Genomic DNA, 25,514 nt, shown 5'->3' on the forward strand with positions numbered 1-25,514 from the left:
GGCGCCGTGCCTATCCCACATTTTCCGCATTACTGCAACAACGCATCCGGCGCAATATTCATATTCTTCAGAACCGGCCCCATGATATTGCCAAAGATGGGCGCCGCCACCGAACCACCAAAGTGGGTGCCTGCGGTTGGGTTGTTCACGACCACGACCAGCGCAACCTCAGGATGACTAACCGGGGCAACTCCGGCGGTATAGTTCACGTATCCGCCATCGTATTTACCACTGTCACCCAGCTTTTCCGCCGTACCGGTTTTGGTCGCCAGACGGTATCCTGGCACTGCGGCTCTCACGCCGCTGCCGCCGGGAAGCACATCACTTTCCATCATATGGACGACGGTTTTTACGATTCTCGGGTCGGCTACCTGTTGGCCCATTACCGGCGGTGTCACCTTAGTAATGGAAAGCGGACGGTAGATACCGTAAGAACCCATGGTGGCATATTCGCGGGCAATCTGCAGTGGTGTGACGCGTAGCCCATAGCCGAATGAGAAGGTGGCGCGTTCAATATCCGCCCACTGTTGGCGGTGGAGTGGGAAATAACCCACGCTCTCTCCGCTCAGCCCCAGATCGGTCGGTTTCCCAAGGCCAAACGCCTGGTAGGTATCAACCAGCGCCTGGGCAGGCATTGCCAGCGCGATGTGGGACACGCCGATATCGCTCGATTTCTGTAGGATGCCGGTCGGGGTCAATTGCGGCCAGTGGCCAACGTCACGAATAATGTGACCGTTCACGCTATACGGTGTGGTATTGAGTAGCGTATTTGGCTGAATGATATTCCTCTCTAGCCCTTCAATAATGACCAATGGCTTAACCGTCGAGCCGGGCTCAAAGCTGTCGTTGATGGCAACGTCGCGCATTTGCGTTTGGGTCGCGTTATCAAAGTTGTTGGGGTTGTAAGAAGGGTAAGAGGCCATGGCGAGGATTTCGCCGGTATCAATCTTAACCAGCACGGCGGCGCCGGAATCGGCTTTGTTCAGCAGCACGCCATCGCGCAACTTACTGTACAGGGTGTACTGATCGAATTTATCAATACTCAGCTGCACGGTCGGCGCTTGCTTCGGCGCATCGTAATTTAATACGCTGATAATGTCGCCATTGGCGTCCTTGCGGTAAATTTCCTTACCCGGTTCGCCTTGCAGAATATTGTCATAACCCTTTTCGACGCCGTTCAGCCCCGTATTATCCGCGCCCACGATGCCAATTAACGGCGCGGACGCTTCACCCATCGGGTAGAAACGACTGTCATCATAGATTTCGCTGATACCTTTTATATGAAGGCCAGCCACATCTTTAGCGATACCGAGCTCAACTTTACGCCCGAGAAAAAGAAAGTGACGGTGTGAGTTCTGATAAATCTTGCTCGCAATTTGATCAGGGGTGGTATTTAGCGCAGACGCAAGGTACTGCCATTTAGGGTCGCGGAAATTAGGGCTGGCTTCGACAATTTTTACCGGGTCCGCCACCACATCGCGCGAAGGAACGCTCATTGCCAGGGCTTCGCCGTTGCGATCCACTAGCGTGCCGCGGTTTGTTGGCAGCACGATGGTGCGTAACGAACGCTGATCGGCCTCGCGTGTCAGCATGGGGTGGTTGAGGAATTGCAGATCTGCCACACGCACCAGTAAAACAGCAAGGCAAAATAGAATACCCAAGCAGAGTATTATGTAACGAGATGTAATAAATGAGTCTTTATTTTGCTTTTCTGTTGATTTGTTTTTCATTTGTAACATTAAACCACATGATTTTTATTTTTATTAATAAAATGCCGATGGCCGAAGCATAAATCATGACCACAGTTATACGATGCAAATATCCATTTTTCAGGCGAGCTGGACAATCAGTTTACAGGTAATGTCATTGATAACAAACCATTAAGTTAACAGATTATTTCAAAGCTAAAGCGGTATTATTCGGCGCGAGTTGAGGCATGTTAGCGGTGATATTATGAAGGATGGCGACAGAAAAACCGCTCGTAGCTGATTTTGTCACCACCTCTTGTAGGGGTATTTTATTGTGTGGCTATGCCGTTATCGGAATTATCCGGACTTAATTGGCTTATGGGCGGTTCGGCCACGGCACGGTCTTAGGACGGGGGGCCAGTAGACAAAGCGGCTGCACTTTCCTGCCCGTAGTCTTCCAGTCAAGGGGAGGCGACCTCCACGCACCAATTGAGAGGCGATGTGAAGCGCTTAAAAACAGTCTTTGTTCTCCTTATCAGCTGCAATATTTAATACTGGATAAATCAGGCGGAGACAATATCGATTCCCTATCGCTATGATACGGCCTCAATCTAAATTGGGTTATTTTTTGTTTAATAAAGCACTCGCTCTTTTGCTGAAAAGACGCGTCGGCATGATTCCTGTTTTTTAGTCAAAAAATTGCCCACACGTTCTATTCCAGGGGAATGCAGTGAATAAAAAAATAATTATCATTTCGGGATTGCTCTTTACGACGTGCAGTCATGCGAGCGCGCTTTATTTTTATGAAATTGGTACCGAAGATACCGCATTAGCGGGTGCAGGGCAGGCGGCACGTGCTCAGGATGCCTCAACGCTATTGACCAACCCCGCGGGCATGACGCGTTTACCGGATCATATGGTTACGGGTGGATTACAAGCAATGGGGGGAAATATCCCCTATACCCTGGATAATGAATCCGCCGGGCGGCAGAGCCCCGGCAATATCATGACGCTATTTCCGAACACCAGTATGTTTTACACCCAACATCTGAGCGATACAGTTTCTGCCGGAATAGGGTTGTACGGTAACTACGGGCTGGGCATCGATTTCGGCCAGTGGGCCGGAGACCGTCTCATTAAAAAAAGTACGATGGTGGCGATGACGCTCAGCCCCGGGATTGCCTGGAAATTAAGCGATAAGGTTTCTCTCGGCGCTGGGCTCGGATTGAACTACGGCGTGCTTTCGCTCACCCGCCATGTCGACGGCAATGACGAGAAACAAAGCGACCATGACTGGGCGACGAATTACCGCCTGGGACTGTTGATGGATTTAACCGAGCAAACGCGAGCAGGGGTGAACTGGACTAGCAAGACCGACTATCAGTTTAATATCGACGGTAAGGCGCGTTTCCCTGCGTTGCCAAACGTTGAGTATGACCTGCCGATTGCCGCACAGATTCGTGCGCCGCAGCAGATAATGGTGAGTCTCGTCCATGATATTGATAAACAGTGGTCCGTGATGGGGGATCTTGGCTGGCAAGACTGGAGCCAGTTTGGGAGCCCGCAAATGACCGTTAGTGGGCATTCAAGCGATCGAAACAACCGCCTGAAGGATACCTGGCATACTGCATTAGGGGTTCAGTACCGGCCGGATGAACAGTGGCGGGTCAATGCCGGTGTAGCATTTGACAGTACGCCTTACCAATCACAAAGCGATATCGCGTTGTCTTTACCCACCGGTGATGAATGGCGGTTTGCAACCGGCGCACAATATCAGATTACGCCCGCGAGCAATATTGGGGTGGCGGTGGAATATCTGCATATGCAGTCTTCGCAGGTAAAATCAGCGGCATTTTCTGGAGAATATACCCACCCATGGCTTTGGTTTGCGAGCGTCAATTATAGCTATCAGTTTTAAAGTGAATAAAGCGGCTTATCACACTGTGGCGGTGGTATCGCGCGATTGGGCGTTCCGGTTTATCCAGAAATAAATAAATTATAGATTACCAGCACTCGTGAAAAAAACTATTGTAGCGCCACTTCTTAGATAACTCACTGACTAATAGCAATTCTATAATAGGAACATTATGAAAAAGGCGCTTATTACACTCATTATCGCAAATGCACTCACTGCCTCTACAGCTTTCGCATCCGCGGATGCAGGAACCTGGTATACCGGCGGTAAATTTGGCTGGTCGCACTATTTTGATACCAGCACCAGCCAGCAAACCAACGCCGATGGAAATCAGTTCGGTGATGTCGGTAAGAATAGCGACAATGTTGGCGGCGGCGTGTTCACCGGCTACCAGATTAACCCGTGGCTGGCCGTTGAAGGTGGCTATGATTATTTAGGCAATATGCAGTTTAATGGCCGAAATGGCGCATCAGGTTCTCAGATGAAGAGCCAGGGACTGCAACTGTCATTGAAAGCCAGCTATGGTCTGACGGATAGCTGGGACCTGTATGGCCGCGCAGGGGCGATGGGTTACCGCGCCGAATCTGATATCAAAGGCCACAACCGCTTCGATACCGGTGTGCGCCCTGTTGTCGCCGTGGGTACGGAATATGCCTTTAACAAGAACTGGGCTGGTCGACTGGAATACCAGTGGGTGAGCAATGTCGGCAACGAAAACCAGATTGGCGTATCAAGCGATGTCAGTTCGGTAACGGCGGGCCTGTCATATCGCTTTGGCCAGCATGATGATAACGCGGTTGTTGCGACGCCAGCCGTTGCTGCCGCTGCTGCACCGCAGCCACAGCGTTTTAACTTAAAATCTGATGTGATGTTTGGCTATGATTCCGCAACATTAACCCCAGAAGGCAAAGCGGCTATCGCGCAGCTGTACCAAAATCCAGGCCTGCAGCCAGCGAAAGATAAAGCGACGGTTGTCATTGGCTATAGCGATCGCACCGGCGCCGCAGGCTATAACCAGCAACTCTCCGCCGCGCGTGCTCAGGCCGTTGCCGATGAGTTAGTGACGTTAGGTATGCCAGCCGCCAATATTACCGCTGAGGGCCGTGGCGCCAGTGATTCCGTGACCGGGAGCCGCTGCGACGGACAATCTGGTCAGCAGCTGATTAACTGCCTGGCTCCCGATCGCCATGTGGTGGTTGAGATAACGGATCAGCACTAATTTAATATCAAAAAAGCCCTTCTTATCTTCGGATAAGAAGGGCTTTTTTTTAATCACAGAGTAGTGAATTTAATGAACTACTGAGTTTTTGCAATCCAGCGATATTGAGCTCTTTTAGATAGAAGTCGTTAACTGACTGGATCTTTTCTAATTTTGATAAAGATTTGTACACCACATGCGTTTGGCTTTCAGGGTCAAATATTGTTTCTACGTCAATATTGTTAAGAAACTCTTTCTTTAAGTAACAATGCAATTGCTTAACGGTGTATTTGTTTCGGTGATAAATGTAAAAGATATTGCTTTGATTCTGTGGGGGGCTTGATGTTTTTTGTTTAGAGATTGATATCTGCAACGTATCAATTTTTATCAGTATTTTTTGCGACGCTGATTCACATGGAGTTAGCGTCCCCGATAGTATGAGTGTATGAAGGGTTCTCATTACTTTTCCTCTGTAGGTATGAAACCTTAATTAATACCATGGCTTTTGCAAGATAGGGGGGTGATTTTTATTTATAAATAAATGTCCCGTGTATTTGAGGATAATCCAAAATTAAATGATGTTACGCTTAACGCTTCAAATACCGCGTGGTACGATTTTTAATCAATTTTATCTGTGCTCGATAATAACAGCGATAGTGAATAATCATGTTTATAGAATCGTTAGTTTCAAAAATCAAAACTAGACTGTGGGGTTACTTTCTCCCTCTGTTGACAGCCAAAAGTGCTAATGATGGTGAGACCTACAACTACTACGCTGTCTATTTTTCTGACGTAAAACAGGAGAAATATCAGCTGGTGAACCTGATTGGCAAAAGCGTGGTACTCGAAAAATGGAGCGCAGAGAAACAGACCTATGTTGCAAAGCTGAACGTGTCGATTAATGAGCTTGAGAAAATGAATGTTGAAATCATTCATTGGAAAAAATTCGGGCCACTTAGATTTGACTCTATCTTGTTTTTTGCCGCTAATTACGTCACGCGCATTGCCTATGTGAAGAATTTCTTAACGCGGGCTAAAAATAAGCTATTTTCCCAGATCTCGCATGACAGAGAGATGACCGGTCTTGACCGTATCATGTTGTTGAATGTACTGGTGAACGAGTATGTTCACCAATCACCAGGGAAAACGCATGCGGGCATGGCATGCAATGAGGTGGTTGATTTACTGTATGGCACGCTTTGGTATCACCATATCAAGAATGAAGATTTTAGGCGTAAGATTTTCCTGTTGTTGCAATCATTGGTTATCACCGGGGATGTCAAACTTGAAGAGGGTAAGTACTTTATTCAAGGCCAGGCGATTGCCACGATTATCGCCTGGGAGTCAGAGGAGAGAAGAGACAAACAGCAGTTGAGGATCCAGAAAAATATTAATCGCTTAATGCTGATTATCACGGCATCAACGCTGATGATTACGTTGGCTATTTTAGCGCAGGCAGGCATTGTTAACCTGCATAATCTGTGGCTGCATCTGACGCAAATGAAGCCCATTCGTATCCTGTTTAAACTCATATAATGGCAGGTGGATACATTCTGTTAAGTGCCGGTGAATGATACCTGATTTCGTCCGGCTTGTTTGGCCTTATAGAGTTCTTTGTCGGCATCTTCAGCGAGCTTATCCAATGAATACCCAGTGACCCATTCGGCCACACCAAAACTCGCGCTAAGCCAGGACGATAATTGGGAACCTTTATGTGGAATTCTGGCATCATGGATATTCTTGCGAATGCGTTCGGCGATCATGACCGCTTCCTGAATATGGTTGCAGCGACTGAGTACGATAAACTCTTCACCGCCAAAGCGAAACGCGGTATCGGTTGATTTTCTCAGCGACTGAGATAAACATTGTGATGCCTTCACCAGACATTCATCACCCGCTATATGCCCATACAGATCGTTATACTGTTTGAAAAAGTCAATATCCATGATGATCATAAATAGCTTTTCATCAGGCTTTCTGAGTAACTGAATGTTGTGTTCAAAATGCGTGCTCAGGCTACCTTTGTTCAGCAAACCGGTGAGGGAATCACGATGCGCCATTCGTGTCAGTTTTTTAATCAATACGTTTTTGGCGTATTCGCTGTTTTGTGTTCGGATATACCATTCCAATAGGATATATCGAGCGCTTATCACCACCGCAAGAATAATTAGGGAACCAGAAATCTGTAAGGGATTGAATTTATCAAGTGACATGATTTCACTCATTATCATGGATATGACAATGGGTGCGCAAAAAAGAAGCAGTATTCTGCCTGAAATATAGAATGATATTGTTGCTGGAAGCAGAATGGTGATGAGCAAAGCCAGTGAAGTAGTTGGTGTATTGTCATTCTGAATCATAAAATAGAACATTCCTGCCCACAGCAAGCCTAAAACAAAAACTAAAAGCGATAGGCTTAAGGGTTGATATTTTTTCTTTACATGCTGTCGTAAATAAAAGCTGAGCAGTGAGAGTCCGATGATTATCAAACAAAGTTTGGTGATGATATCTTTGTTAAGGCCGGTTGATGCCTGTAAAAAAAGACTCGATAGCATCCAAAGGCAAAAAACCACATTGAGGCTAAGAAACCAGATGTAACCCCATGAATGAACAATATCTAAAATTTTCTTACTATCGCTCATTACCTTCATTATCGACGGCTCATGTTTGTTAATGTCAGTGTAAGTTTACTACCTGAATATAGACGATTTTAGTGCGTAATGCTAACGATGGACGATGATGTTAGTTTAATAATAAATATTGAAAGGGTTTATTGTCGCAGAGGTTTGCTTCATCATTTATTTCACTCAGGGATTTACCTCGTGCTTGAAAGAATATAGCGGAACATTGTTCTGGAAAAGCCACCTCGCGGGCACTTCTTGAATTCGTTTAGGACTGGTCTAAGCTCAAATGAGCGCATGAAGCAAGGCTTTGCGCTCAATAATAAGAATATATTTTCTGGGTGATGGTGATGATCAGATTACTGGCTGAACAGTGTGTGTGGCCATTGAAGTGGTTAATTCTGCTGCTGCCTTTATTTTGTTGGCAGGCACAAGCTGACAGCCTGTTTGATCCCGAAGATGGCATGCTGGATATGAGCCGCTATCTGCAGGATAACCAATATGGTTTTTTGCCTATTCCCATGGTGATTACTGAACCTGCCGTTGGCTATGGCGGTGGGTTGTTTGGGCTTTTTTTGCATGGGAAAGGTCAACGTGAAGATGGCCGCTTTATCCCCCCGCCCATCAGCGCTTTTGGCGGCGGCGGCACCCAAAACGGCACCTGGTTTGTTGGCGGCGGGCATCGCCATACCTGGCAAGATGATCATATTCGATATCTTGTCGCTGGCGGTTATGCCGATATCAATCTGGATATTTACACCGGTGATGTCATAGGATTTGGCCACAACAAGGCGATCAATACCGAAACGAAAGGTTACGGCGGCATGCAAAAACTGCTTTTTCGTCTTGGAGATACGCCGGTATTTGTCGGTGCCTCGCAGTTCTGGGCCAGAATGGACATCTCCGCCAAAAACAATCCCGTTATTGATAGCGTCTGGAAGCGAGTGCTCGGTGAGAGCAGCACCTCCTCGGGTTTTGGCATCGTCGCAGAATATGACACCACCGATAACCTCTTTTGGCCTGGACGCGGCGTGTCTCTTTCTGGTGAATACCAGTTTTATGGCAGCGCCTTAGGCGGCGATTACCAATACGATTTGCTGACGCTGGACGGCAAGGTATTCCTGCCGCTCAATCCTACCTGGACGCTGGCGCTCGCCGGGAATTATCAAAGCCTTTCACACCAGGATAAACATTTACCGCCGATGGCGCGGCCCTATATCGCGTTAAGGGGGATCTCCCGTTATCGCTATCAGGGAAACCATGTTGGCACAGTACAAACGCAGTTGGCCTGGCAGGCGACGCCGCGCTGGATTATTCAGGGCTTTATCGGTGCCGGGAGCGCTGCTGATACGTCATCGGACTTATTTCACACCGCCGAGGTAGCCTGGGGCGCCGGATTCCGCTACCTGATAGCGCGCGAATATGGGTTGCATACAGGGATTGACGTCGCTTTTAGCGACAACGAACAGGCGGTTTATTTCAACGTCGGCTCAGGATTGTAGGCGGGCCGCTGGACAGATGGGGCACTCAATAATGAGATGGAAGAATAGCGTTGTGCCATTGCTGTTGATATCAGGTGTTGCAACGGCTGCCGACGGTGATGAACGTACGTTTCCTATCTGGGGTGACGAGGCCAGAGCGCGGGGCTATTCCATCCCATTGCCCTTTGGCGTGAATGTTAACTATATGAATATGCGGCAGAACATTGATGTCGACAGCATCAGTTTTTCGGGGCTGGCGCTGGGAAATCATCCCATTCCAACGGATATGTTTAATATCGATGCCGGGCACACGCGGGAAAAGAGTAAGTCAGAAACGGTACGCCTCGATATGTGGGTTTTCCCTTTTCTGAATGTGTATGGTCTAGTGGGACATTCCCGCGGGTCGTCGGTTTCAAACGTATCGGTAGATGCGGACCCAACGAGGTATACCGGCGTTGACCGTCTGATCGCCGGGGCTGTACATCGGCTTTATCAAAGCGGTGAGCTTCAGAATATTGATTTCAAACTGGATTTTAAAGGCATGACCTGGGGAACAGGGTTTACGCTCGCCGGAGGCTATGAAAACTGGTTTGCGCTGGTGGACACCAACTATACCCGTACGGACTTTGACATTCTTGATGGCAAAATCTCGGCATTAACCGTTTCTCCGCGCGTCGGGTACCGCTTTAATCTTCAGGGCCCGGCGGGCCCATCACACCTGAGCGTCTGGTTGGGAAGCATGTATCAGGATGTACAACAGGAGTTTAAAGGGAACCTTGCAGACCTGAGCATGCCGGCGTCGCTTCAGCCGTTGATTGATGCGGTCAACCAGAATGGTGAAGGGCGCTTTGATGTTAAACAGCGTCTGACGTCACCCTGGAATATGTTGATAGGCACCCAGTACGAAATTACGCCTCATTTTAATCTCCTGACGGAAATTGGTTTTAACGAGCGTAATAGCTTCTTTATTGCTGGCGAATACCGCTTCTGATGAACATCAGGCCATTCGTTCTGACGGGGTTAATGGCGCTGAGCCTTCAGGCTGAAGCCATTCCTCTCGATCAGAAATCCGTTGACGATCTCCTGGCAAAACTGGGCGCGGACAATCAATACGACCCGGCGAAAGGAATCAACTGGAGCGTACTGCCAGGCCCTTTTTATACCCCAGAATTAAAGCTCGGGTTGGGGATGGCCGTCGCTGGGATCTACCGGGTTGATAAGGCCGATAGCAAGACACAAAACTCGTCGCTGTCGTTCACCGGATTCGTGAGTTCGAGCGGTGCGTTAGGCATTGGCCTCAATAATTACACTTTTTTCTCAGACGATCGTTGGCGACTTTTTATTGATGGCTCAATAGCCAAAGTGCCGACCAGCTTTTGGGGGATTGGTTACGATGCAGCTCAGGGCGGTGAGCAGAGCTATACCAATAATTCTGTCCGCGTGCATCCGGTGATACTGCGAGAGGTGGCGGACAATCTCTATATTGGCGCGGGCTGGGATTTTTCATCTATGCAGGCGAGCATAGAGAACGCACACCCGGGAGATGTTTTCTCAACGTGGCATGCAGAGTCGTCACCGCTTTCATCCGGGGCCTCCGTGGCAGTGAATTATGATTCCCGTGATGTGGTGACCCGTCCGGAACATGGGCAATTTTTTAAAGCGGAATTTACCGTATTTGACCCCTCTCTGGGCTCGGATACGCACTTCACGGCTGCAGAACTTCAGTACGATTATTACCATCTCCTCAATGAAAAAACCGTATTAGCCTTCGATCTCTGGGGGCGCTTTACACGCGGCGAGGTGCCATGGGACATGCTTTCGATGGCGGGGGATGACCGACGATTACGGGGCTACTACCAGGGACGATATCGTGACAAAGATGTGGTGAGCGGCCAGATTGAATATCGTCGCAAACTCAACTGGCGACACGGTTATGTGCTGTGGCTGGGGGCCGGGGCATTAGGCAATGATACCGGTGATTTAAGCCACCATCCTTTGCTGCCAACGGCTGGTGTAGGGTATCGATTTGAGGTGAAACCAGCGATGAATATCAGGCTCGACCTTGGTTTTGGTCGAGAGAGCGCAGGGTTCTATTTTCAGGTGGCAGAGGCATTTTGAATGGGCAAATGGCTAGTGTGGCTGCTTTTTGTCGTGGCAAGCGTTCAGGCAAATGGCGGTTTATTATCGCTGAAGCGCGCCGATAACGTTTCACCCGTAGCGGAGCATCTTAACGCCCCGGAGTCGCTTCGCCCGTGCTGTGCCTTCGGGCACGATCTTCATGTCCGTGCGGTTGGCGTGCCGATTCCTTTCTACCAGATTGGTAATGTGCTGACTCTGGATACACTGGGCAGCCATCAGTACAACGATAATGCCTTTGGAGCGGTTAAAAACCTCGTTGGGCTAAGCAAAGAAGAGAACGGGCTTATCTATACTCATCGCGGTGGTTTTATTGATATCGCGCACGTTCGTGATACCGCGGATAATACATTTTTCCTTTTCTCTCAAGTCTATCCTAGGTTAGGCCAACGCTGGCGCTATTTCTACAGCGATGAGTTGGGAGTCCGGCGCGTACAGCTCAATGCGTTTACCCCTCCAGTGGACAGGCGCTCGCGCTACACCATTGCCGCCTGGCTCGCCGGGCATCTGGCCTTTGAATTAGCGCAGTGGCACGAAATCGCGCAGTGGTACGGATTTCAGTCCGTGCCCGGCTTTTCCGAAGAAATCTCGGCCTTTTCGCCCGAAGACCTCTATTCCAATCTTCTTGGTGCCCGCATTGCGATGGCACTGATTCTGGAAGGTAAAGCCGAATCAATCGATGACTATAATGCCGCCATGACTTCAGCGCTGAGAGAGGCGCTGCTGAGCCTGGATGTCGCAACACGTACCGAAACTGAAAACAAATTTCGTGAGCTGGATGGGGACTGGTGGAACAGTAAAAGAAGGGTGCCTGATAAATTTCTGGTCTTAAAGCGAAACTATGACCTGAGTTTCAACCGCCTGCCTACGCCGGTTGCCAATGAGCGTGCCAAACCTTTTATGCTAACGTTTCCTGCCGTTGTCGAAGGGTATCAACTTTCACATTTAGGGATGTTACAGATTTATCCGGGACAGGATATGCAAGCGCTTCCGCCGCCCAAAGCGTTCTACAACCCACAGCAGTTCCAAAAGCTGGCTGATAAAGCAGAACGTTCGGATAAGCATTTACTTGAGAGGATACAGAAATAAATAAGGCCACTTGCGTGGCCTTATGCTGTCATTTTTCACACGGTTCCAGCGCAATACGCAAACGCATTAGTTGAAACCAAGACGGATCAAATCCAGCGGGCAATACACGCCATCGCAACCCTCAATTTCAACGCAGTCAGTACGGCGCATTTGCTCAGCCGTTTTACCTTCACCGTGAATTGACCGGATAACGCCCGTCGCGCCATTGTTTGCAATCATGACGCGGCTGCCGATAGTGATAGCGTTACGGTTACGATCGTAGGTTTTCATCGTCTCCTCCTTTCACATTCAAGACGGGATATATTTGCGGTGTGAATTAATACCGCTATCGAACACGTCATGTTTTGAGCTTTGTCAAAAGAGAGGTTTATCCGATGGAGGAAAAAATTTGATTATCAAAGAGGGGGATTACGATTTTCGGGAACCGATAAACCAGATGAGGAATCCTGCGGCGGCACCGGCACAGGCGATGCTGAGGTAGAGCAGGGCGTGTTCGAGAAAATAGCGCTGTAGGGTCATCCGCCCAGTCCAGACATCCTCAGATGAATCACCGACGGCAAAGTCGATGAAGACCAGCACAAAGATAAACATGAGCGCATAAGTCATCATCATGTAGCAAAGCGAGAAAAAATTGAATGAGGAATGGCTGCGCACAAGAGGAACCCAGGTTTGGTTTGAGTGGGTAAGATAGCTTATTGTGAAACAGATGCCTAGATGTGAAATGCGAGGGTAGTACAGCCGGATGAGGATAGACGCCCCTTTGCACGATGACGTTCCCTCAACCGTGAGATTTGCTGTTTGCTATCAGCGTTTACCCAAACGTTGGATAAACCGCGCGTTCGTCTAATTTGATGCAATGCTTAAGACGTTCTTCTCCGCGATAGATATAACCGAATGAGTCTGTTGAAACGCGATGAAGAAGCGTGTCGCCATTTGCGAAGGGAATGATTTCGACGTCACCTACGCGCTTATGGCCCGCGCCAGTTTCAAAATGTCCTTCCCATGCTTCCTGTGTGTGTTCATAGACGTGAAGAATAACCTCGACGAGCCCGCGTCCCTGGCAGTTCAACTTAAGAATGGTTGACGAGAAATTGAGAGCGTAGGCCTGAAAAGAGAAAAGGAACAAAAAAATCGCTAACTTCATAACATTCACTTTATTTATCGAAAAACGGGGAGCAAGGGATTGTTACGTTTTTTGAGAAGGGCAATCTTGCTGTCGATCAATGAGAGGCGTATCAACGACTATTTGCTGTGTAATTAAGGTGTTAGTTATATCTCATTGGTCAGAATCTGTTCGGCAACCCTATTTTTTTTGCACAGAATGCCATCAGTGCGAAAGAGAATTATCACAAACGAAATATTTAGATTGGTTAATTTTTCAGGCATCCATGTCCAGGATAATTATCACGAACTGTTGATTTGATTGTGTGTTCAAAAAAAGAACAGGAAACGCTTTAACGAATGGAAGAAGTGGAGGTGACCAGATGATGAATTGAAAAATATTGATGAGAATGGGCTGGTGAATAAGTATTCGAGATCAATAAACCAACATATTGCCTATGTCAGCAAAATTGACCTACATCAATTTTGCTGACAAAATTTGAATGCGTCATATTTAATTCTAAGCCTTTCATATGATACCTCATAAGTGGTATTGCCTGGTGCGAAATGGATTTACTCTCTCAAAATTTTTACTTTATCAAGTTTTATGTCTTTAATATGGTTAATTTGTAGTGATTTGTATTGATTGTTTTCCGTTTGAAAATGTAATTGTAACTCTTATTGTGCCTCGGTAATCTTGAAAACGACCATATAACAAACGGGGTAGCGGTGGATAATAATATAAAGCTTCTTGGTTATAGAATTGATAATAGACTTTATTATTCAGTGGAGAACAAAACCTTAGTCTCTTTGGATGGCAGTGAGAAAGGTATACCACTCAGAACAACCAAAGCGCGCTTGCTTGAATATTTATTATTGAAATCAGGTAGTGAGATAATTACCGATCAGGAATTGCTAATAAATATCTGGGATAAATATGGGTTGAGTTCTTCGAGTCAACGTCTATGGTTAGTTATGAGAGAATTGAAAGCCATCCTGAGCGGGTTCAATGTGTCAGACGATCTTTTTACTCGCGTAGAAAACAATGGCTACCTTGTTGATGTTGCATTTGTTCGTGAAGTTGTCGAATTTACGAGGAAAATGAAACTCGGATAAATTTAGATTGTGACAGGAAAATATTGCGAATATTTAGAGCATATTAATGGAGGGTAATAAAATAAATCCAGAGTTCAAAAGAACACAAAACAATCCAATAGTCGTCTACACGAATAACTATTGGCTTTACCAGGGGATAAAAAGTTCTCTTAAAGATTTTGATGTATTCCACCATACCGATGAACGTATCAATTTTAATCAACAGAAAATGATATTTGTAGACGGTAATATTCTTCTGGAAGGAACAGGTGAAAACGTCATCTCTTTTATATATTCGAATTGCATTGACCGGATAGTATGGCTGACGGGTCACGATACGGGAATGGTATACCCTCTTTGGGCTGCTGGAGACCGTGTCATCAATATTAATGAGAATAGAGACTGCTTCTCACCGGTTTTGCATGCAGCGGCGACGGAGGTGTCGATGGAAGGTGTCGCATACTACGCACGGCTTTCACCTACTGAAGCCCTTATCCTTAACTATCTTGCTAAGGGTTTCTCCATTACCCAGATCGCTTTTATGACGGACAGATCAACAAAAACGGTTTATCAGCACCGAGCGGTAATACTGAGGAAGTTAGGCTATAAAAACGCGGCTTTCATGCAATCTATATTTATGAAGTTCGGCAAGCTGATGTGGACTAACAGGAGACCACGCTTGGCAGATATTTCTACAGCATCGTGGGCAACTGCACCGGAAAAGGTCGCGGGAAACACGGAAATTAGTTCGTCGCTTTCCTGGAGCTGAACGATAGTTACATTGAGGTGGATTAATGGTAGGCGTCATAAGCCGATGATGGCAGCGATATAAACCTGCCGACTCACCGCAACCAAATGGGATTTTTACATGTCGGAACATTTCCCGTTAGGGGACTCTCTGTTGAGAGTTTAAACAGCATAGGTTTCGGTAAAACTCGAACGGCAAAGAAGATAGGGACGGCAGCAGGTCGGGCGGTTCCACACAGAGGTTATGCCCAGGTGATAGTTATACTCGCTCTTGTTGCAAGGGAAACGAGAAACCAATATAACCTTATAGCTAGACCGAAAGATAAAATTGCCTGGACTTATTTCTGATGTTACTACCAGATGAGCAAGAGTTTTTACAGTATGTCACCGATAACGATAGCGAGCGCAAGCGCCCTGCCCAGAAAGACTGGACTTTTAAGGAACATTTTTACTTTGTTCCCGGAAGATCTGGAAGACATGCTCATTGATCTATTTACACGATATGGTATTGAGCACGACAACTTTATCTTAGACAATTATATTGAACCAGAGATATATTGGTGGCAGTGGAAGCTCAGGCGGAAATGGTGCAACCGTGAATTAACGCTGAAGCCGCTGACACTTGGTATGATTATTGAGTCGGCGAAAGCCGGGCACTGGTTGTATGGCTAAGGGCGATAGCCCCATTATGTTTAATGCCTGTGCAATTTTTCGTTCATCCTACGCATCTGCAAAGTGATATTTCCGACACCGCGATCCTATGCGATTCTTTCATAGCTATGTTCGACGGTTTCCATGTGTTTTTCGTTAGGATTATCACCTGGGACGATAGATGAGGAAGTGATTAACCGTAAAGAATCTTACCTTTTCATTGACATAAAATATAAGTGTTTATCACTCTTATCTACCTGAATATTCATTTTAAGCATTTTGGAAATATTTTTTTTTGATAAATTCCCTTAGGTAGGATAAACGCGGCGTCGACCATTTTATATTTCTGCATATTAACAAGATAAATATCGGTACGGGTCAAAAAAACTCTATGCTTAGACATTTTAATTCAAGGCCGATGACAGGTCTCTTGAATGTCATCATTCCCCGTTCCATTCCCGGATTGCGGGGCATTTTATTCACTCCAGATTGCCTTCGTGCGGTTTTTTTAAGTATTTCATGCCCGTTCAAACCGCATGAGGAATGCGGTGACGCAGTGGGTTATGGTTGCGCAAGCATGTGGACCTCGGGTCGTATTCACGGTGTGTTGCTGGTATGAATTGCTGTCGCCAGGTCGCAATTGGCGGCGATCGCCCACCTTCCTCATAATCACTACTCTGATAATTCTACGATTGATTGTGAGGTGGAGGTTGCTGGAATTTGGCACCCGTTCACGGCATCGCCGACTGACGTTACAGAGTGGGGACCGCAGATTTATGCTGCCGCGGTTGCTGGAGAATTGGGGGGATGTCAAGGTGTACGTAGCGCCGGAATAGGGCAACAAAAAAGCACCCATCCGGGTGCTTAGCCTATAAATCCGCGTACTCCAGGATCTCTTCACCCATTAGAACGCAGTCAGTGTCACCGGGAGAGGTGTAATAGATCAGGTGCATCCTGTATTTTCCTTTGTAGATATACCCCCATGTTTCCAGAACGTCGAAATGCTGCTTTGCGTTGGCGGGATTTTTTATCTTTGCCAGCGGGGTAACATTGTCGTCAATTTCTATCCGGTCATCGTTGTCGCTATAGAATGAGAGCAGCTTCTTTGCATCTTTCAGCGCATTGGCTTTGCAGGTGAGCGCCGATATTTGCGGGGCTGCGTAGCTGGTGGCCGAAACCAGAAATGACAGGAGCGCCAAGATTTTTAACAGCTTCATTCAGTTTATCCCCAAAGCGTGTTTAGCCTTTCGGAGAGCTTCTTTTCTATCCGCCAGACCGTTATATCCACCATTTATCAGGTGAGTAACTTTGTTAATATCGTCTTGATCTGCAGCCGTGTTCACGTGGCGCATACTCCAGTAATAGCAGGCTGATTTAACTGCCACATAGGGGTTATTTGCTACGTTTTCCGGATGCGTGATGTAATCCTTTTTAAAAGCCTTTCCGAACTCGACATAGTTGGTTCGCCCGGTGAGGTCTAGCAGCCCACGACCTATGTACTTCGGCCCATCACCTTTTTGAGTGTTTCCCAGATTCTTTCCGACCTTTGTTCCAGCGTCATATTCCAGCCCGCCGTGTCTGGGGATTTCTGTCATTGCTGAGAAATTCGCGGTCTCAACGCAGGCCTGCGCCAGAAAATGAGCGATGCGCAATTTAGTACTGATATCGTAAACGGTGAACCAGTGGTTAAAGTGCGGGGCAAGCGCGTGCATGTTACGGTGCTGGGAGTTCAGGAGGCTTTTCCTATGGATGTAGTGCCGGGCAACACTCCATAGTATTTCGGGGGTCACATCAATCATGACGCCGTCGCTCTGTCGTTCCACGAGTCGGTAAACTGGACGTTACCGTCGCAATATTTCCAGGTGATTTTTTCATAACGCAGGCAGACGTGTTCGACGTGGTTAATTTTTTCGTCATTCACCATCGATGGAGAAACCGATACAACCTTAACGCCCTCCAGAAGCATGTTGAAGTATTCCGCTTCTTGGCCAGCATCGTTGATTCGATACCAGCGTATTTCGGCGGATTGCAGGCGCTGTCCGGTTGCTACAGCCTTGTACAGATAGGGACTGGACGAATCAAACTCCTTTTCGAATGTCAGCGGGCCGTGAATGCGCGTTCCTGTTAGCTTGCCCGTGTTGTCGTCCGTGGGGATTCGTAAGGAGTGACCGAAGCCGGTAATCTCAATACTGCCCTCTCGATCCCTCACATCCACCGAGCCTTTGATATCCGCGCCGCCGTCGTCTTTCAGCCAGAGGTAAGCCGGTATTGCCATTTTTATTTCCCCTTGAACATGTTTTTAATGAGGAAGAAATTAAGCCGTAATCATAGATTCTCTAAGTTAAAATGGTTCCTTTTTAGGACGCTAGACAGGAACTGTGATCGAAATGTACCAGGAAGGCTTCGTTTGTTTTTGCATCATTTTTTGGGGCGTTTTGGCGTTGGGGGCGCATTTGGGGGCGTTATAAAGTCCCTTATTGTCCATAGGGCACTTTTCCTAACCTACTGATTATTCTCTAAGTGCCTGATTCACAGAACCTCTCAAAACCGATTAAATAAATAGGCATTGGCTATGCATCTTTAGCACATCTCGCCAAACCGCCTATCATTACCGACAAACCTATTATTTTTCAAAGCATTGTAAAAATAAATCTATCTCATTCGGCGCTTGTCGTAGGGTCTATGCTTATAAAAGGCATTAATAAAGGGAAAACGGTGAATACCCCCACGCGGCGCGGGTTGAAGTGATAATCATTATCACTAACATAGCGTTATCCCTTTGTAGCTCCACTGATGAGGTAGACCTATGGATTTGCATTCTGGAACTTTTGATCCGAACGACGTCAGCTGGCGTGGCATTACGCTGACACCATCTGCGGCGGCGCATATTCGTGAGCTGGTAAAGCAACAGCCCGGTATCCAGGGCGTGCGGCTCGGGGTGAAACAGACCGGCTGTGCGGGTTTTGGCTATGTGCTGGACGCGGTCAACGAGCCGGATAAAGACGATCTGCTGTTCGAAGCCGACGGCGCGAAGCTGTGGGTGCCTTTAAGCGCGATGCCGTTTATTGACGGCACGGAAGTGGATTACGTGCGGGAAGGTCTGAACCAGCTGTTTAAATATCATAACCCGAAGGCGCAGAACGAATGTGGCTGCGGCGAAAGCTTCGGGGTATAGGCGGTATATAATGACGCGCAATACTGATGCAAGTGACGATGTCCAGACCTGGGCCGGCGGCCCGCTGAACTATAAAGAAGGGTTTTTTACCCAACTACAGACCGACGAACTGGCAAAAGGCATCAACGAAGAGGTGGTGAGAGCCATCTCGGCCCGACGCAATGAACCCGAGTGGATGCTCGAATTTCGCCTGAAGGCGTACCACGCCTGGACTCAGATGGAAGAGCCGCACTGGCTGAAAGCCCACTATCAATCGCTGGACTATCAGGACTACAGCTATTACTCCGCGCCGTCCTGCGGCAACTGCGATGATACCTGTGCCTCCGAGCCCGGTGCGAAGCAACAGCCAGGCGCTGGCAGCTTTTTGACGGATGAAGTTGAAGCTGCCTTTAACCAGCTCGGCGTCCCGGTGCGTGAGGGTAGAGAAGTGGCGGTAGACGCTATCTTCGACTCGGTGTCCGTGGCGACAACCTATCGGGAAAAACTGGCTGAACAGGGGATTATTTTTAGCTCCTTAGGTGAAGCGATTCACGATCATCCTGACCTGGTTCAACGCTATCTGGGCACCGTGGTGCCGGAAAACGATAACTTTTTTGCCGCCCTCAATGCGGCAGTGGCTTCGGACGGCACCTTTATCTACATCCCGAAAGGGGTGCGTTGCCCGATGGAGCTTTCTACCTATTTCCGCATCAACGCTGAAAAAACGGGTCAGTTTGAACGCACGATCCTGATTGCCGATGAAGGCAGCTACGTCAGCTATATCGAAGGCTGTTCGGCACCGGTACGCGACAGCTACCAGCTACACGCGGCGGTCGTTGAAGTGATCATCCATAAAGATGCAGAGGTGAAATACTCCACCGTGCAAAACTGGTTCCCCGGCGACAACAACAGCGGCGGGATCCTTAACTTCGTGACCAAGCGCGCGCTGTGCGAAGGGGAAAACAGCAAGATGTCGTGGACGCAGTCGGAAACCGGCTCAGCGATCACCTGGAAATACCCAAGCTGCATTCTGCGCGGCGATAACTCGGTTGGTGAGTTCTTCTCGGTGGCGCTGACCAGCGGCCATCAGCAGGCCGATACCGGCACCAAAATGATCCACATTGGTAAGAACACCCGTTCGACGATTATCTCGAAGGGGATCTCTGCTGGGCATAGCCAGAACAGCTATCGCGGGTTAGTGAAAATCATGCCGACGGCGACCAATGCGCGTAACTATACCCAGTGCGACTCCATGCTGATTGGGCCCGACTGCGGCGCGCATACCTTCCCGTATGTAGAGTGTCGCAACAACAGCGCGCAGCTGGAGCATGAAGCCACAACCTCACGTATCGGTGAAGATCAGCTGTTCTACTGCTTGCAGCGCGGAATTAGCGAAGATGACGCTATCTCAATGATTGTGAACGGCTTCTGTAAAGATGTTTTCTCGGAGCTGCCGCTGGAATTCGCCGTGGAAGCGCAAAAATTACTGGCAATCAGCCTTGAGCACAGCGTCGGTTAAGGATTAAGGGAAACGGTATGTTGAATATCAAAGAATTAGCGGTCTCGGTTGACGATAAAGCGATTTTGCGCGGCGTTAACCTGAATGTGCGTCCGGGTGAGGTGCACGCCATTATGGGGCCGAACGGTTCGGGGAAAAGTACGCTCTCCGCGACGCTTGCTGGCCGTGAAGATTATACCGTCACCGGTGGTTCAGTGACCTTTAAAGGCAATGACCTGCTGGCGCTGTCGCCGGAAGAACGCGCGGGAGAGGGAATTTTCATGGCCTTCCAGTACCCGGTTGAGATCCCAGGAGTCAGCAATCAGTTCTTCTTGCAAACCGCGCTGAACTCGGTGCGCGCGCATCGTGGGCAAGAGCCGCTCGATCGTTTTGACTTTCAGGATCTGATGGAAGAGAAAATCGATCTGTTGAAGATGCCTGCGGATCTCCTGACCCGTTCGGTCAACGTCGGTTTCTCCGGCGGGGAGAAGAAGCGTAACGATATTCTACAGATGGCGGTGCTTGAGCCGGAACTCTGCATTCTCGATGAAACGGATTCCGGGCTGGATATCGATGCCCTTAAAATCGTCGCCGACGGCGTGAACTCGCTGCGCGACGGCAAGCGGGCGTTTATCATCGTTACCCACTACCAGCGCATTCTGGATTACATCAAGCCCGACGTGGTGCACGTGCTTTATCAAGGGCGCATTGTGAAATCCGGCGACTTCCGTCTGGTGAAACAACTGGAGGAGCAGGGCTATGGCTGGCTTAGCGAACAACAGTAGCGCGCTGCAGCAGTGGCATGCGCTGTTCCAGTCGCGGGGCGGCAACGTGTCGCCTCAGGCGCAGCAGCACCTTCAGCAAGTACAAAAGCTGGGGTTGCCGACGCGTAAAGATGAAGACTGGAAATACACCTCGCTGGATAAATTGCTCGCCAGCACTTTCGTCGCGCCAGCACTGCCGGCGCTGACCGCAGAAGAGCGTGATGCACACGCGGTGGCGCTGGATGCTTACCGTCTGGTGTTTGTTGATGGGCAGTTCGACGCCCGTCTGAGCGACGATGTATCGGCAAGCGGGTTTGAGGTAACGGTTGATAATCAGCGCCAGTCGCTGCCGGAAGCGGTTCACGGAGAAGTCTTTCTCCACCTGACTGAAGGGCTGGCGACCAGCGTGACTCATATTCAGGTGGCGCGTAACCAACATCCGGCAAAACCGCTGCTGCTGCTACATATCACCCGTGGACTTGATTCGGATGAGATGAACACCGCGCACTATCGCCACCACCTGCGGCTGGCGGAAGGGGCGCAGGCAACGGTGATTGAACAGTATGTCAGTCTGAATGCGGCGCGCCATTTTACCGGCGCAAGGTTGACCGCAGAGGTGGCGGACAACGCGCACTTTCAGCATCTTAAGCTGAACGTTGAAAATGCTCTGAGCTACCACTTCGCCCATAACGATCTTCGCTTGGGGCGCGACGCCTCGGCCTTCAGCCACAGCTTCCTGCTGGGGGCGGCGGTCACGCGTCACCACACCAGCACGCAGTTGAATGGCGAAAACAGCACCCTGCGGGTTAACAGCCTGTCGATGCCGGTGGGTAACGAGGTGTGCGATACCCGCACCTGGCTTGAGCATAATCAGGGCTACTGCAATAGCCGTCAGTTGCATAAAACTATCGTGAACGATAAGGGCCGGGCGGTGTTTAACGGTGTCATTACCGTGGCGCCGCACGCGATTAAAACTGACGGCCAGATGACCAACAACAACCTGCTGCTTGGCCGTCTGGCGGAAGTGGATACCAAACCGCAGCTGGAAATCTACGCCGATGACGTGAAGTGCAGCCACGGCGCGACCGTAGGCCGTATCGACGATGAACAGCTCTTTTACTTACGCTCACGCGGGGTCGCGTTAGAGGAAGCGAAAAAAATCATCCTCTATGCGTTTGCCGCTGGGCTGACCGATGCCATCGTCCTTGAGCCGCTTAAGCAGTATGCGCTGGCGCGGATCGGGCTGCGTCTGGCAGGAGGTAAACAATGACTTTTTCCGTACAACAGGTTCGCGGTGATTTTCCGGTGCTGGCGCGTGAGGTTCATGGTCAGCCGCTGGTGTATCTCGACTCGGCTGCCAGCGCACAAAAACCAGAGCAGGTGATCCACGCCGAAGCGACTTTTTATCGCCACGGCTATGCCGCTGTACACCGTGGGATCCACACGCTAAGTGCCGAAGCCACGCAGCGTATGGAAGACGTGCGTCAGAAAGTGGCGCACTTTCTTCATGCCGCTAGTGCCGAAGAGATTGTCTTTGTCCGCGGCACCACCGAAGCGATTAACCTGGTGGCGAATAGCTGGGGAAACAGCAACGTTAAGGCGGGGGACAATATCGTGATCACCGCCATGGAGCATCACGCCAATATCGTGCCCTGGCAGATGCTCTGTGCGCGCACCGGCGCGGAGCTGCGGGTTATCCCGCTCACGCCTGACGGCACGCTGCAGCTAGATGCCGTAGAGGCGCTGTTTGACGAACGTACCCGACTGCTGGCGGTGACGCAGGTTTCTAACGTACTGGGAACCGAGAATCCGCTCGCTGCGTTGATGACTCTGGCTCAAGACCATGGCGCGAAGGTGCTGGTGGACGGCGCGCAGGCGGTGATGCATCTGCCGGTCGATGTACAGACGCTGGACTGCGATTTTTATGCCTTCTCCGGTCATAAGCTTTATGGCCCGACCGGGATTGGCGCACTGTACGTCAAAGCGGAAATTCTTCAGGAGATGCCGCCGTGGGAAGGGGGCGGCTCAATGATAGACACCGTCAGCCTGACCGAAGGCACCACCTGGAACAAAGCTCCCTGGCGCTTCGAAGCGGGTACGCCGAACACTGGCGGCATTATTGGGCTGGGCGCGGCGCTGGATTACGTCAACGGTTTGGGGCTGACGGCGATTGACGAATATGAGCAGACGTTGATGCGTTACGCACTGGATGCGCTGGCCACCGTGCCTGACCTGCATCTTTACGGCCCCGCTGAGCGTCGGGGGGTGATAGCCTTTAACCTCGGCAAGCATCATGCTTATGACGTGGGCAGTTTTCTCGACAACTACGGCATCGCCGTGCGTACCGGCCACCACTGTGCGATGCCGCTGATGGCGTTTTATCAGGTTCCCGCGATGTGCCGGGCCTCGCTGGCGATGTACAACACCGTAGAAGAGGTCGACAGACTGGTCGCAGGATTACAGCGCATCAGGCGTTTACTGGGTTAACAGGGAGCAACAATGGCGGCTTTACCGGATAAAGACAAACTGCTGCGCAACTTCCAGCGCTGCGCGAATTGGGAAGAAAAGTACCTCTATATCATTGAACTGGGCCAGCGCCTAGCGCCGCTCAGCGCTGAGCAACACAGCCCAGAGCATATCATTCAGGGCTGTCAGAGCCAGGTGTGGATAGTCATGGGGCGTGATGAACAGGGGAGAATAACGCTACAGGGCGATAGCGATGCCGCTATCGTTAAAGGCTTGATTGCCGTGGTGTTTATCCTCTACGATGGAATGACCGCCGCCGACGTTCAGGCCTTCGATGTTCGCCCCTGGTTTGAACAGCTGGCGCTGGCGCAGCACCTGACTCCCTCACGCTCCCAGGGGCTGGAAGCGATGATTCGGGCAATTCGTACGCAAGCAGCAAGTTTTAGCTAATATCAAATAGACAGCTTTCATTCTGTTACGAAAGGCGGGCCAGAGCCCGCCACGCTGGTGGTTCAGCTTTCTGGCACGTTGTCAGTGAATATGAATAAGGAATCCAGATATGAAGCGCGCGTCCCTCTTAGCACTCAGCATTTTAGGAGCCCTTAGCGCCATTTCCAGCGCCTGGGCCGTTGACTACCCGTTACCCCCTGCCAACAGTCGTTTAATCGGCCAGAACCAAACCTACACCGTTCAGGACGGTGATAAGAACTTACAGGCTATCGCCCGACGCTTTGACACGGCGGCGATGCTGATCCTCGAAGCCAACAACACCATTGCTCCGGTGCCAAGACCCGGTACCGTTGTGACCATCCCGTCGCAAATGCTGCTACCGGATGTGCCGCGTGAAGGCATCGTGGTGAACCTCGCTGAACTGCGGCTTTATTACTTCCCGCCGGGCGAGCAGCAGGTGCAGGTTTATCCCATTGGTATAGGTCTTCAGGGGCTGGAAACGCCGGAAATGACCACACGGGTAGGGCAAAAGATCCCGAATCCAACCTGGACGCCAACGGCGGGCATCCGCGCGCGTTCGCTGGAGCGGGGTATCACGCTGCCGGCAGTGGTTCCCGCCGGGCCGGGTAACCCGCTGGGGCTCTTTGCGCTGCGTCTGGCGTACGGCAACGGTGAATATCTCATTCACGGTACTAACGCGCCGGACAGCGTCGGGCTGCGCGTCAGCTCGGGATGCATTCGTATGAACGCGCCAGACATCAAAGCGCTGTTCGCCCAGGTGCGCAGCGGAACGCCGGTCAGGGTCATCAACGAACCGGTGAAGTATGCCGTCGAGCCGGATGGCTCTCGCTATCTGGAAGTGCATCGTCCGCTGTCGCAGAACGAAGCACAGGATACGCAAACCATGAAGATGACGTTATCCCCTGGCTTTAAGCAGTTCGTCCAGCAGGCGAGCGTGAGCGAAGATCTCGTGAAGAAAACGCTGTCGCGTCGTGCCGGTTATCCAGTGATCATTTCTACGGGGAAAGGTACGCCTTCTGCCGCTGAGCCAGTGCTGTCGGTGCAAAACAGTGCGCGGAGCGAAACGGTTGGCGCAGAAACATCATCAGGAAAGGTGACGCAGTAGAGCGGGGCAAATCGCAGGCAAAAAAATGGCGCACAATGTGCGCCATTTTTATTACCAGAACTCTTACTTACGGTAAGAGTGAGCCTGGTTGTCCAGACGCTGGTTAGCACGAGCTGCGTCGTCTTTAGCAGCCTGAACGTCGGAACGCATTGCGTTCACGTCGTTGCTCAGCTGGTCAACTTTAGCGTTCAGAGTCTGAACGTCAGAAGACAGCTGATCGATTTTAGCATTGCTGGAGCAACCTGCCAGCAGAGTAGAACCCAGGATTACCGCGCCCAGTACCAGTTTAGTACGATTCATTATAAATACCCTCTAGATTGAGTTAATCTCCATG

The 25,514-nt window shown here is 49.7% G+C and carries 26 protein-coding genes and 1 pseudogene; 18 read left to right on the forward strand and 9 right to left on the reverse strand.

Annotated elements, in window-relative coordinates:
• Positions 1-29: 29 nt before the first annotated feature.
• On the reverse strand, positions 30-1,730 hold the full coding sequence (locus ACH1XZ_RS04185; protein ID WP_395594432.1) for a penicillin-binding transpeptidase domain-containing protein: 1,701 nt from the start codon (positions 1,728-1,730) through the stop codon (positions 30-32).
• A gap of 688 nt (positions 1,731-2,418) precedes the next feature.
• Between ACH1XZ_RS04185 and ACH1XZ_RS04190 the strand changes: the two genes are divergently transcribed.
• From ACH1XZ_RS04190 to ACH1XZ_RS04200, 3 genes are all read left to right on the forward strand, one after another.
• On the forward strand, positions 2,419-3,606 hold the full coding sequence (locus ACH1XZ_RS04190) for an OmpP1/FadL family transporter (protein WP_395594433.1): 1,188 nt from the start codon (positions 2,419-2,421) through the stop codon (positions 3,604-3,606).
• Between the two features lie 169 nt (positions 3,607-3,775).
• A complete protein-coding gene (gene ompA, locus ACH1XZ_RS04195) occupies positions 3,776-4,822 on the forward strand; it encodes a porin OmpA (RefSeq protein ID WP_395594434.1) in 1,047 nt (348 codons plus the stop codon).
• 645 nt (positions 4,823-5,467) lie between these two features.
• A complete protein-coding gene (locus ACH1XZ_RS04200) occupies positions 5,468-6,337 on the forward strand; it encodes a hypothetical protein (RefSeq protein WP_395594435.1) in 870 nt (289 codons plus the stop codon).
• Positions 6,338-6,357: 20 nt separating this feature from the next.
• Here ACH1XZ_RS04200 and ACH1XZ_RS04205 read toward each other — a convergent pair whose 3' ends face one another.
• On the reverse strand, positions 6,358-7,443 hold the full coding sequence (locus tag ACH1XZ_RS04205; RefSeq protein ID WP_395594436.1) for a GGDEF domain-containing protein: 1,086 nt from the start codon (positions 7,441-7,443) through the stop codon (positions 6,358-6,360).
• A 329-nt stretch (positions 7,444-7,772) separates the two neighbouring features.
• On the opposite strand from ACH1XZ_RS04205, the gene ACH1XZ_RS04210 reads away from it, so the two are divergent.
• From ACH1XZ_RS04210 to ACH1XZ_RS04225, 4 genes are read left to right on the forward strand one after another with little or no spacing between them, the layout of a single operon-like run.
• Positions 7,773-8,924, forward strand: a complete 1,152-nt coding sequence (locus ACH1XZ_RS04210) for a BamA/TamA family outer membrane protein (RefSeq protein WP_395594437.1) — start codon at positions 7,773-7,775, stop codon at positions 8,922-8,924.
• Between the two features lie 31 nt (positions 8,925-8,955).
• Positions 8,956-9,894, forward strand: a complete 939-nt coding sequence (locus ACH1XZ_RS04215; RefSeq protein ID WP_395594438.1) for a hypothetical protein — start codon at positions 8,956-8,958, stop codon at positions 9,892-9,894.
• Entirely contained in the window at positions 9,894-11,021 is a 1,128-nt protein-coding gene (locus ACH1XZ_RS04220) for a BamA/TamA family outer membrane protein (RefSeq protein ID WP_395594439.1), read from the forward strand. The genes ACH1XZ_RS04215 and ACH1XZ_RS04220 overlap by 1 nt, the downstream gene beginning before the upstream one ends.
• Complete coding sequence (locus tag ACH1XZ_RS04225) at positions 11,022-12,128, forward strand: DUF4056 domain-containing protein (RefSeq protein ID WP_395594440.1); 1,107 nt, start codon at positions 11,022-11,024, stop codon at positions 12,126-12,128.
• Positions 12,129-12,194: 66 nt separating this feature from the next.
• Here ACH1XZ_RS04225 and ydfZ read toward each other — a convergent pair whose 3' ends face one another.
• The 3 genes from ydfZ to ACH1XZ_RS04240 all read right to left on the reverse strand — a co-directional run bounded on the left by ydfZ (position 12,195) and on the right by ACH1XZ_RS04240 (position 13,272).
• A complete protein-coding gene (ydfZ, locus tag ACH1XZ_RS04230; RefSeq protein ID WP_035896147.1) occupies positions 12,195-12,398 on the reverse strand; it encodes a putative selenium delivery protein YdfZ in 204 nt (67 codons plus the stop codon).
• Positions 12,399-12,536: 138 nt separating this feature from the next.
• Complete coding sequence (locus tag ACH1XZ_RS04235) at positions 12,537-12,740, reverse strand: hypothetical protein (RefSeq protein ID WP_395594441.1); 204 nt, start codon at positions 12,738-12,740, stop codon at positions 12,537-12,539.
• A gap of 199 nt (positions 12,741-12,939) precedes the next feature.
• Positions 12,940-13,272 carry a hypothetical protein gene (locus tag ACH1XZ_RS04240; protein ID WP_395594442.1) on the reverse strand — a complete coding sequence of 111 codons (333 nt, stop codon included), beginning with the start codon at positions 13,270-13,272 and terminating at the stop codon, positions 12,940-12,942.
• A gap of 686 nt (positions 13,273-13,958) precedes the next feature.
• Here ACH1XZ_RS04240 and ACH1XZ_RS04245 point away from each other — a divergent pair.
• From ACH1XZ_RS04245 to ACH1XZ_RS04260, 4 genes and pseudogenes are all read left to right on the forward strand, one after another.
• Positions 13,959-14,345, forward strand: a complete 387-nt coding sequence (locus ACH1XZ_RS04245) for a hypothetical protein (RefSeq protein ID WP_395594443.1) — start codon at positions 13,959-13,961, stop codon at positions 14,343-14,345.
• Between the two features lie 46 nt (positions 14,346-14,391).
• Positions 14,392-15,093, forward strand: a complete 702-nt coding sequence (locus ACH1XZ_RS04250) for a helix-turn-helix domain-containing protein (RefSeq protein ID WP_395594444.1) — start codon at positions 14,392-14,394, stop codon at positions 15,091-15,093.
• Positions 15,094-15,242: 149 nt separating this feature from the next.
• Positions 15,243-15,419: pseudogene (locus tag ACH1XZ_RS04255) on the forward strand (STM2901 family protein); the annotation flags it as partial.
• A 33-nt stretch (positions 15,420-15,452) separates the two neighbouring features.
• Positions 15,453-15,743 (forward strand): DUF1493 family protein, encoded by a 291-nt coding sequence (locus ACH1XZ_RS04260; RefSeq protein ID WP_395594445.1) that lies wholly within the window; start codon positions 15,453-15,455, stop codon positions 15,741-15,743.
• An 848-nt stretch (positions 15,744-16,591) separates the two neighbouring features.
• On the opposite strand, the gene ACH1XZ_RS04265 is transcribed toward ACH1XZ_RS04260, so the two are convergent.
• Genes ACH1XZ_RS04265 through ACH1XZ_RS04275 form a run of 3 tightly spaced genes read right to left on the reverse strand, consistent with a single transcriptional unit; the run spans position 16,592 to position 17,997 of the window.
• A complete protein-coding gene (locus tag ACH1XZ_RS04265) occupies positions 16,592-16,939 on the reverse strand; it encodes a hypothetical protein (protein WP_395594446.1) in 348 nt (115 codons plus the stop codon).
• On the reverse strand, positions 16,940-17,521 hold the full coding sequence (locus ACH1XZ_RS04270) for a glycoside hydrolase family 19 protein (protein ID WP_395594447.1): 582 nt from the start codon (positions 17,519-17,521) through the stop codon (positions 16,940-16,942).
• Positions 17,518-17,997: an Hcp family type VI secretion system effector gene (locus ACH1XZ_RS04275; protein ID WP_395594448.1), complete on the reverse strand. Its 480-nt coding sequence runs from the start codon at positions 17,995-17,997 to the stop codon at positions 17,518-17,520. The genes ACH1XZ_RS04270 and ACH1XZ_RS04275 overlap by 4 nt, the downstream gene beginning before the upstream one ends.
• A gap of 531 nt (positions 17,998-18,528) precedes the next feature.
• On the opposite strand from ACH1XZ_RS04275, the gene sufA reads away from it, so the two are divergent.
• From sufA to ldtE, 7 genes are all read left to right on the forward strand, one after another.
• Positions 18,529-18,897 (forward strand): Fe-S cluster assembly scaffold SufA, encoded by a 369-nt coding sequence (gene sufA, locus ACH1XZ_RS04280; protein WP_035897146.1) that lies wholly within the window; start codon positions 18,529-18,531, stop codon positions 18,895-18,897.
• 10 nt (positions 18,898-18,907) lie between these two features.
• Entirely contained in the window at positions 18,908-20,395 is a 1,488-nt protein-coding gene (gene sufB / locus ACH1XZ_RS04285) for a Fe-S cluster assembly protein SufB (protein ID WP_395594449.1), read from the forward strand.
• Between the two features lie 17 nt (positions 20,396-20,412).
• A complete protein-coding gene (gene sufC, locus ACH1XZ_RS04290; RefSeq protein ID WP_035897141.1) occupies positions 20,413-21,159 on the forward strand; it encodes a Fe-S cluster assembly ATPase SufC in 747 nt (248 codons plus the stop codon).
• Complete coding sequence (gene sufD, locus ACH1XZ_RS04295) at positions 21,134-22,408, forward strand: Fe-S cluster assembly protein SufD (protein ID WP_395594450.1); 1,275 nt, start codon at positions 21,134-21,136, stop codon at positions 22,406-22,408. Before sufC ends, sufD begins: the two co-directional genes overlap by 26 nt.
• Positions 22,405-23,625: a cysteine desulfurase SufS gene (sufS, locus tag ACH1XZ_RS04300; RefSeq protein WP_395594451.1), complete on the forward strand. Its 1,221-nt coding sequence runs from the start codon at positions 22,405-22,407 to the stop codon at positions 23,623-23,625. The genes sufD and sufS overlap by 4 nt, the downstream gene beginning before the upstream one ends.
• A gap of 12 nt (positions 23,626-23,637) precedes the next feature.
• Complete coding sequence (gene sufE, locus ACH1XZ_RS04305) at positions 23,638-24,054, forward strand: cysteine desulfuration protein SufE (RefSeq protein ID WP_123652118.1); 417 nt, start codon at positions 23,638-23,640, stop codon at positions 24,052-24,054.
• Between the two features lie 109 nt (positions 24,055-24,163).
• The gene (gene ldtE / locus ACH1XZ_RS04310) at positions 24,164-25,180 is read left to right on the forward strand and encodes a L,D-transpeptidase LdtE (protein ID WP_395594452.1); all 1,017 of its coding nucleotides are present in this window, start codon (positions 24,164-24,166) and stop codon (positions 25,178-25,180) included.
• A gap of 63 nt (positions 25,181-25,243) precedes the next feature.
• Here the strand turns inward: ldtE and ACH1XZ_RS04315 are convergent, their stop codons facing one another.
• Positions 25,244-25,480, reverse strand: a complete 237-nt coding sequence (locus ACH1XZ_RS04315; RefSeq protein WP_002908860.1) for a major outer membrane lipoprotein — start codon at positions 25,478-25,480, stop codon at positions 25,244-25,246.
• Positions 25,481-25,514 lie beyond the last annotated feature (34 nt).

The organism is Kluyvera chengduensis (assembly GCF_044197065.1).
GTDB classification, from domain to species: domain Bacteria; phylum Pseudomonadota; class Gammaproteobacteria; order Enterobacterales; family Enterobacteriaceae; genus Kluyvera; species Kluyvera ascorbata_C.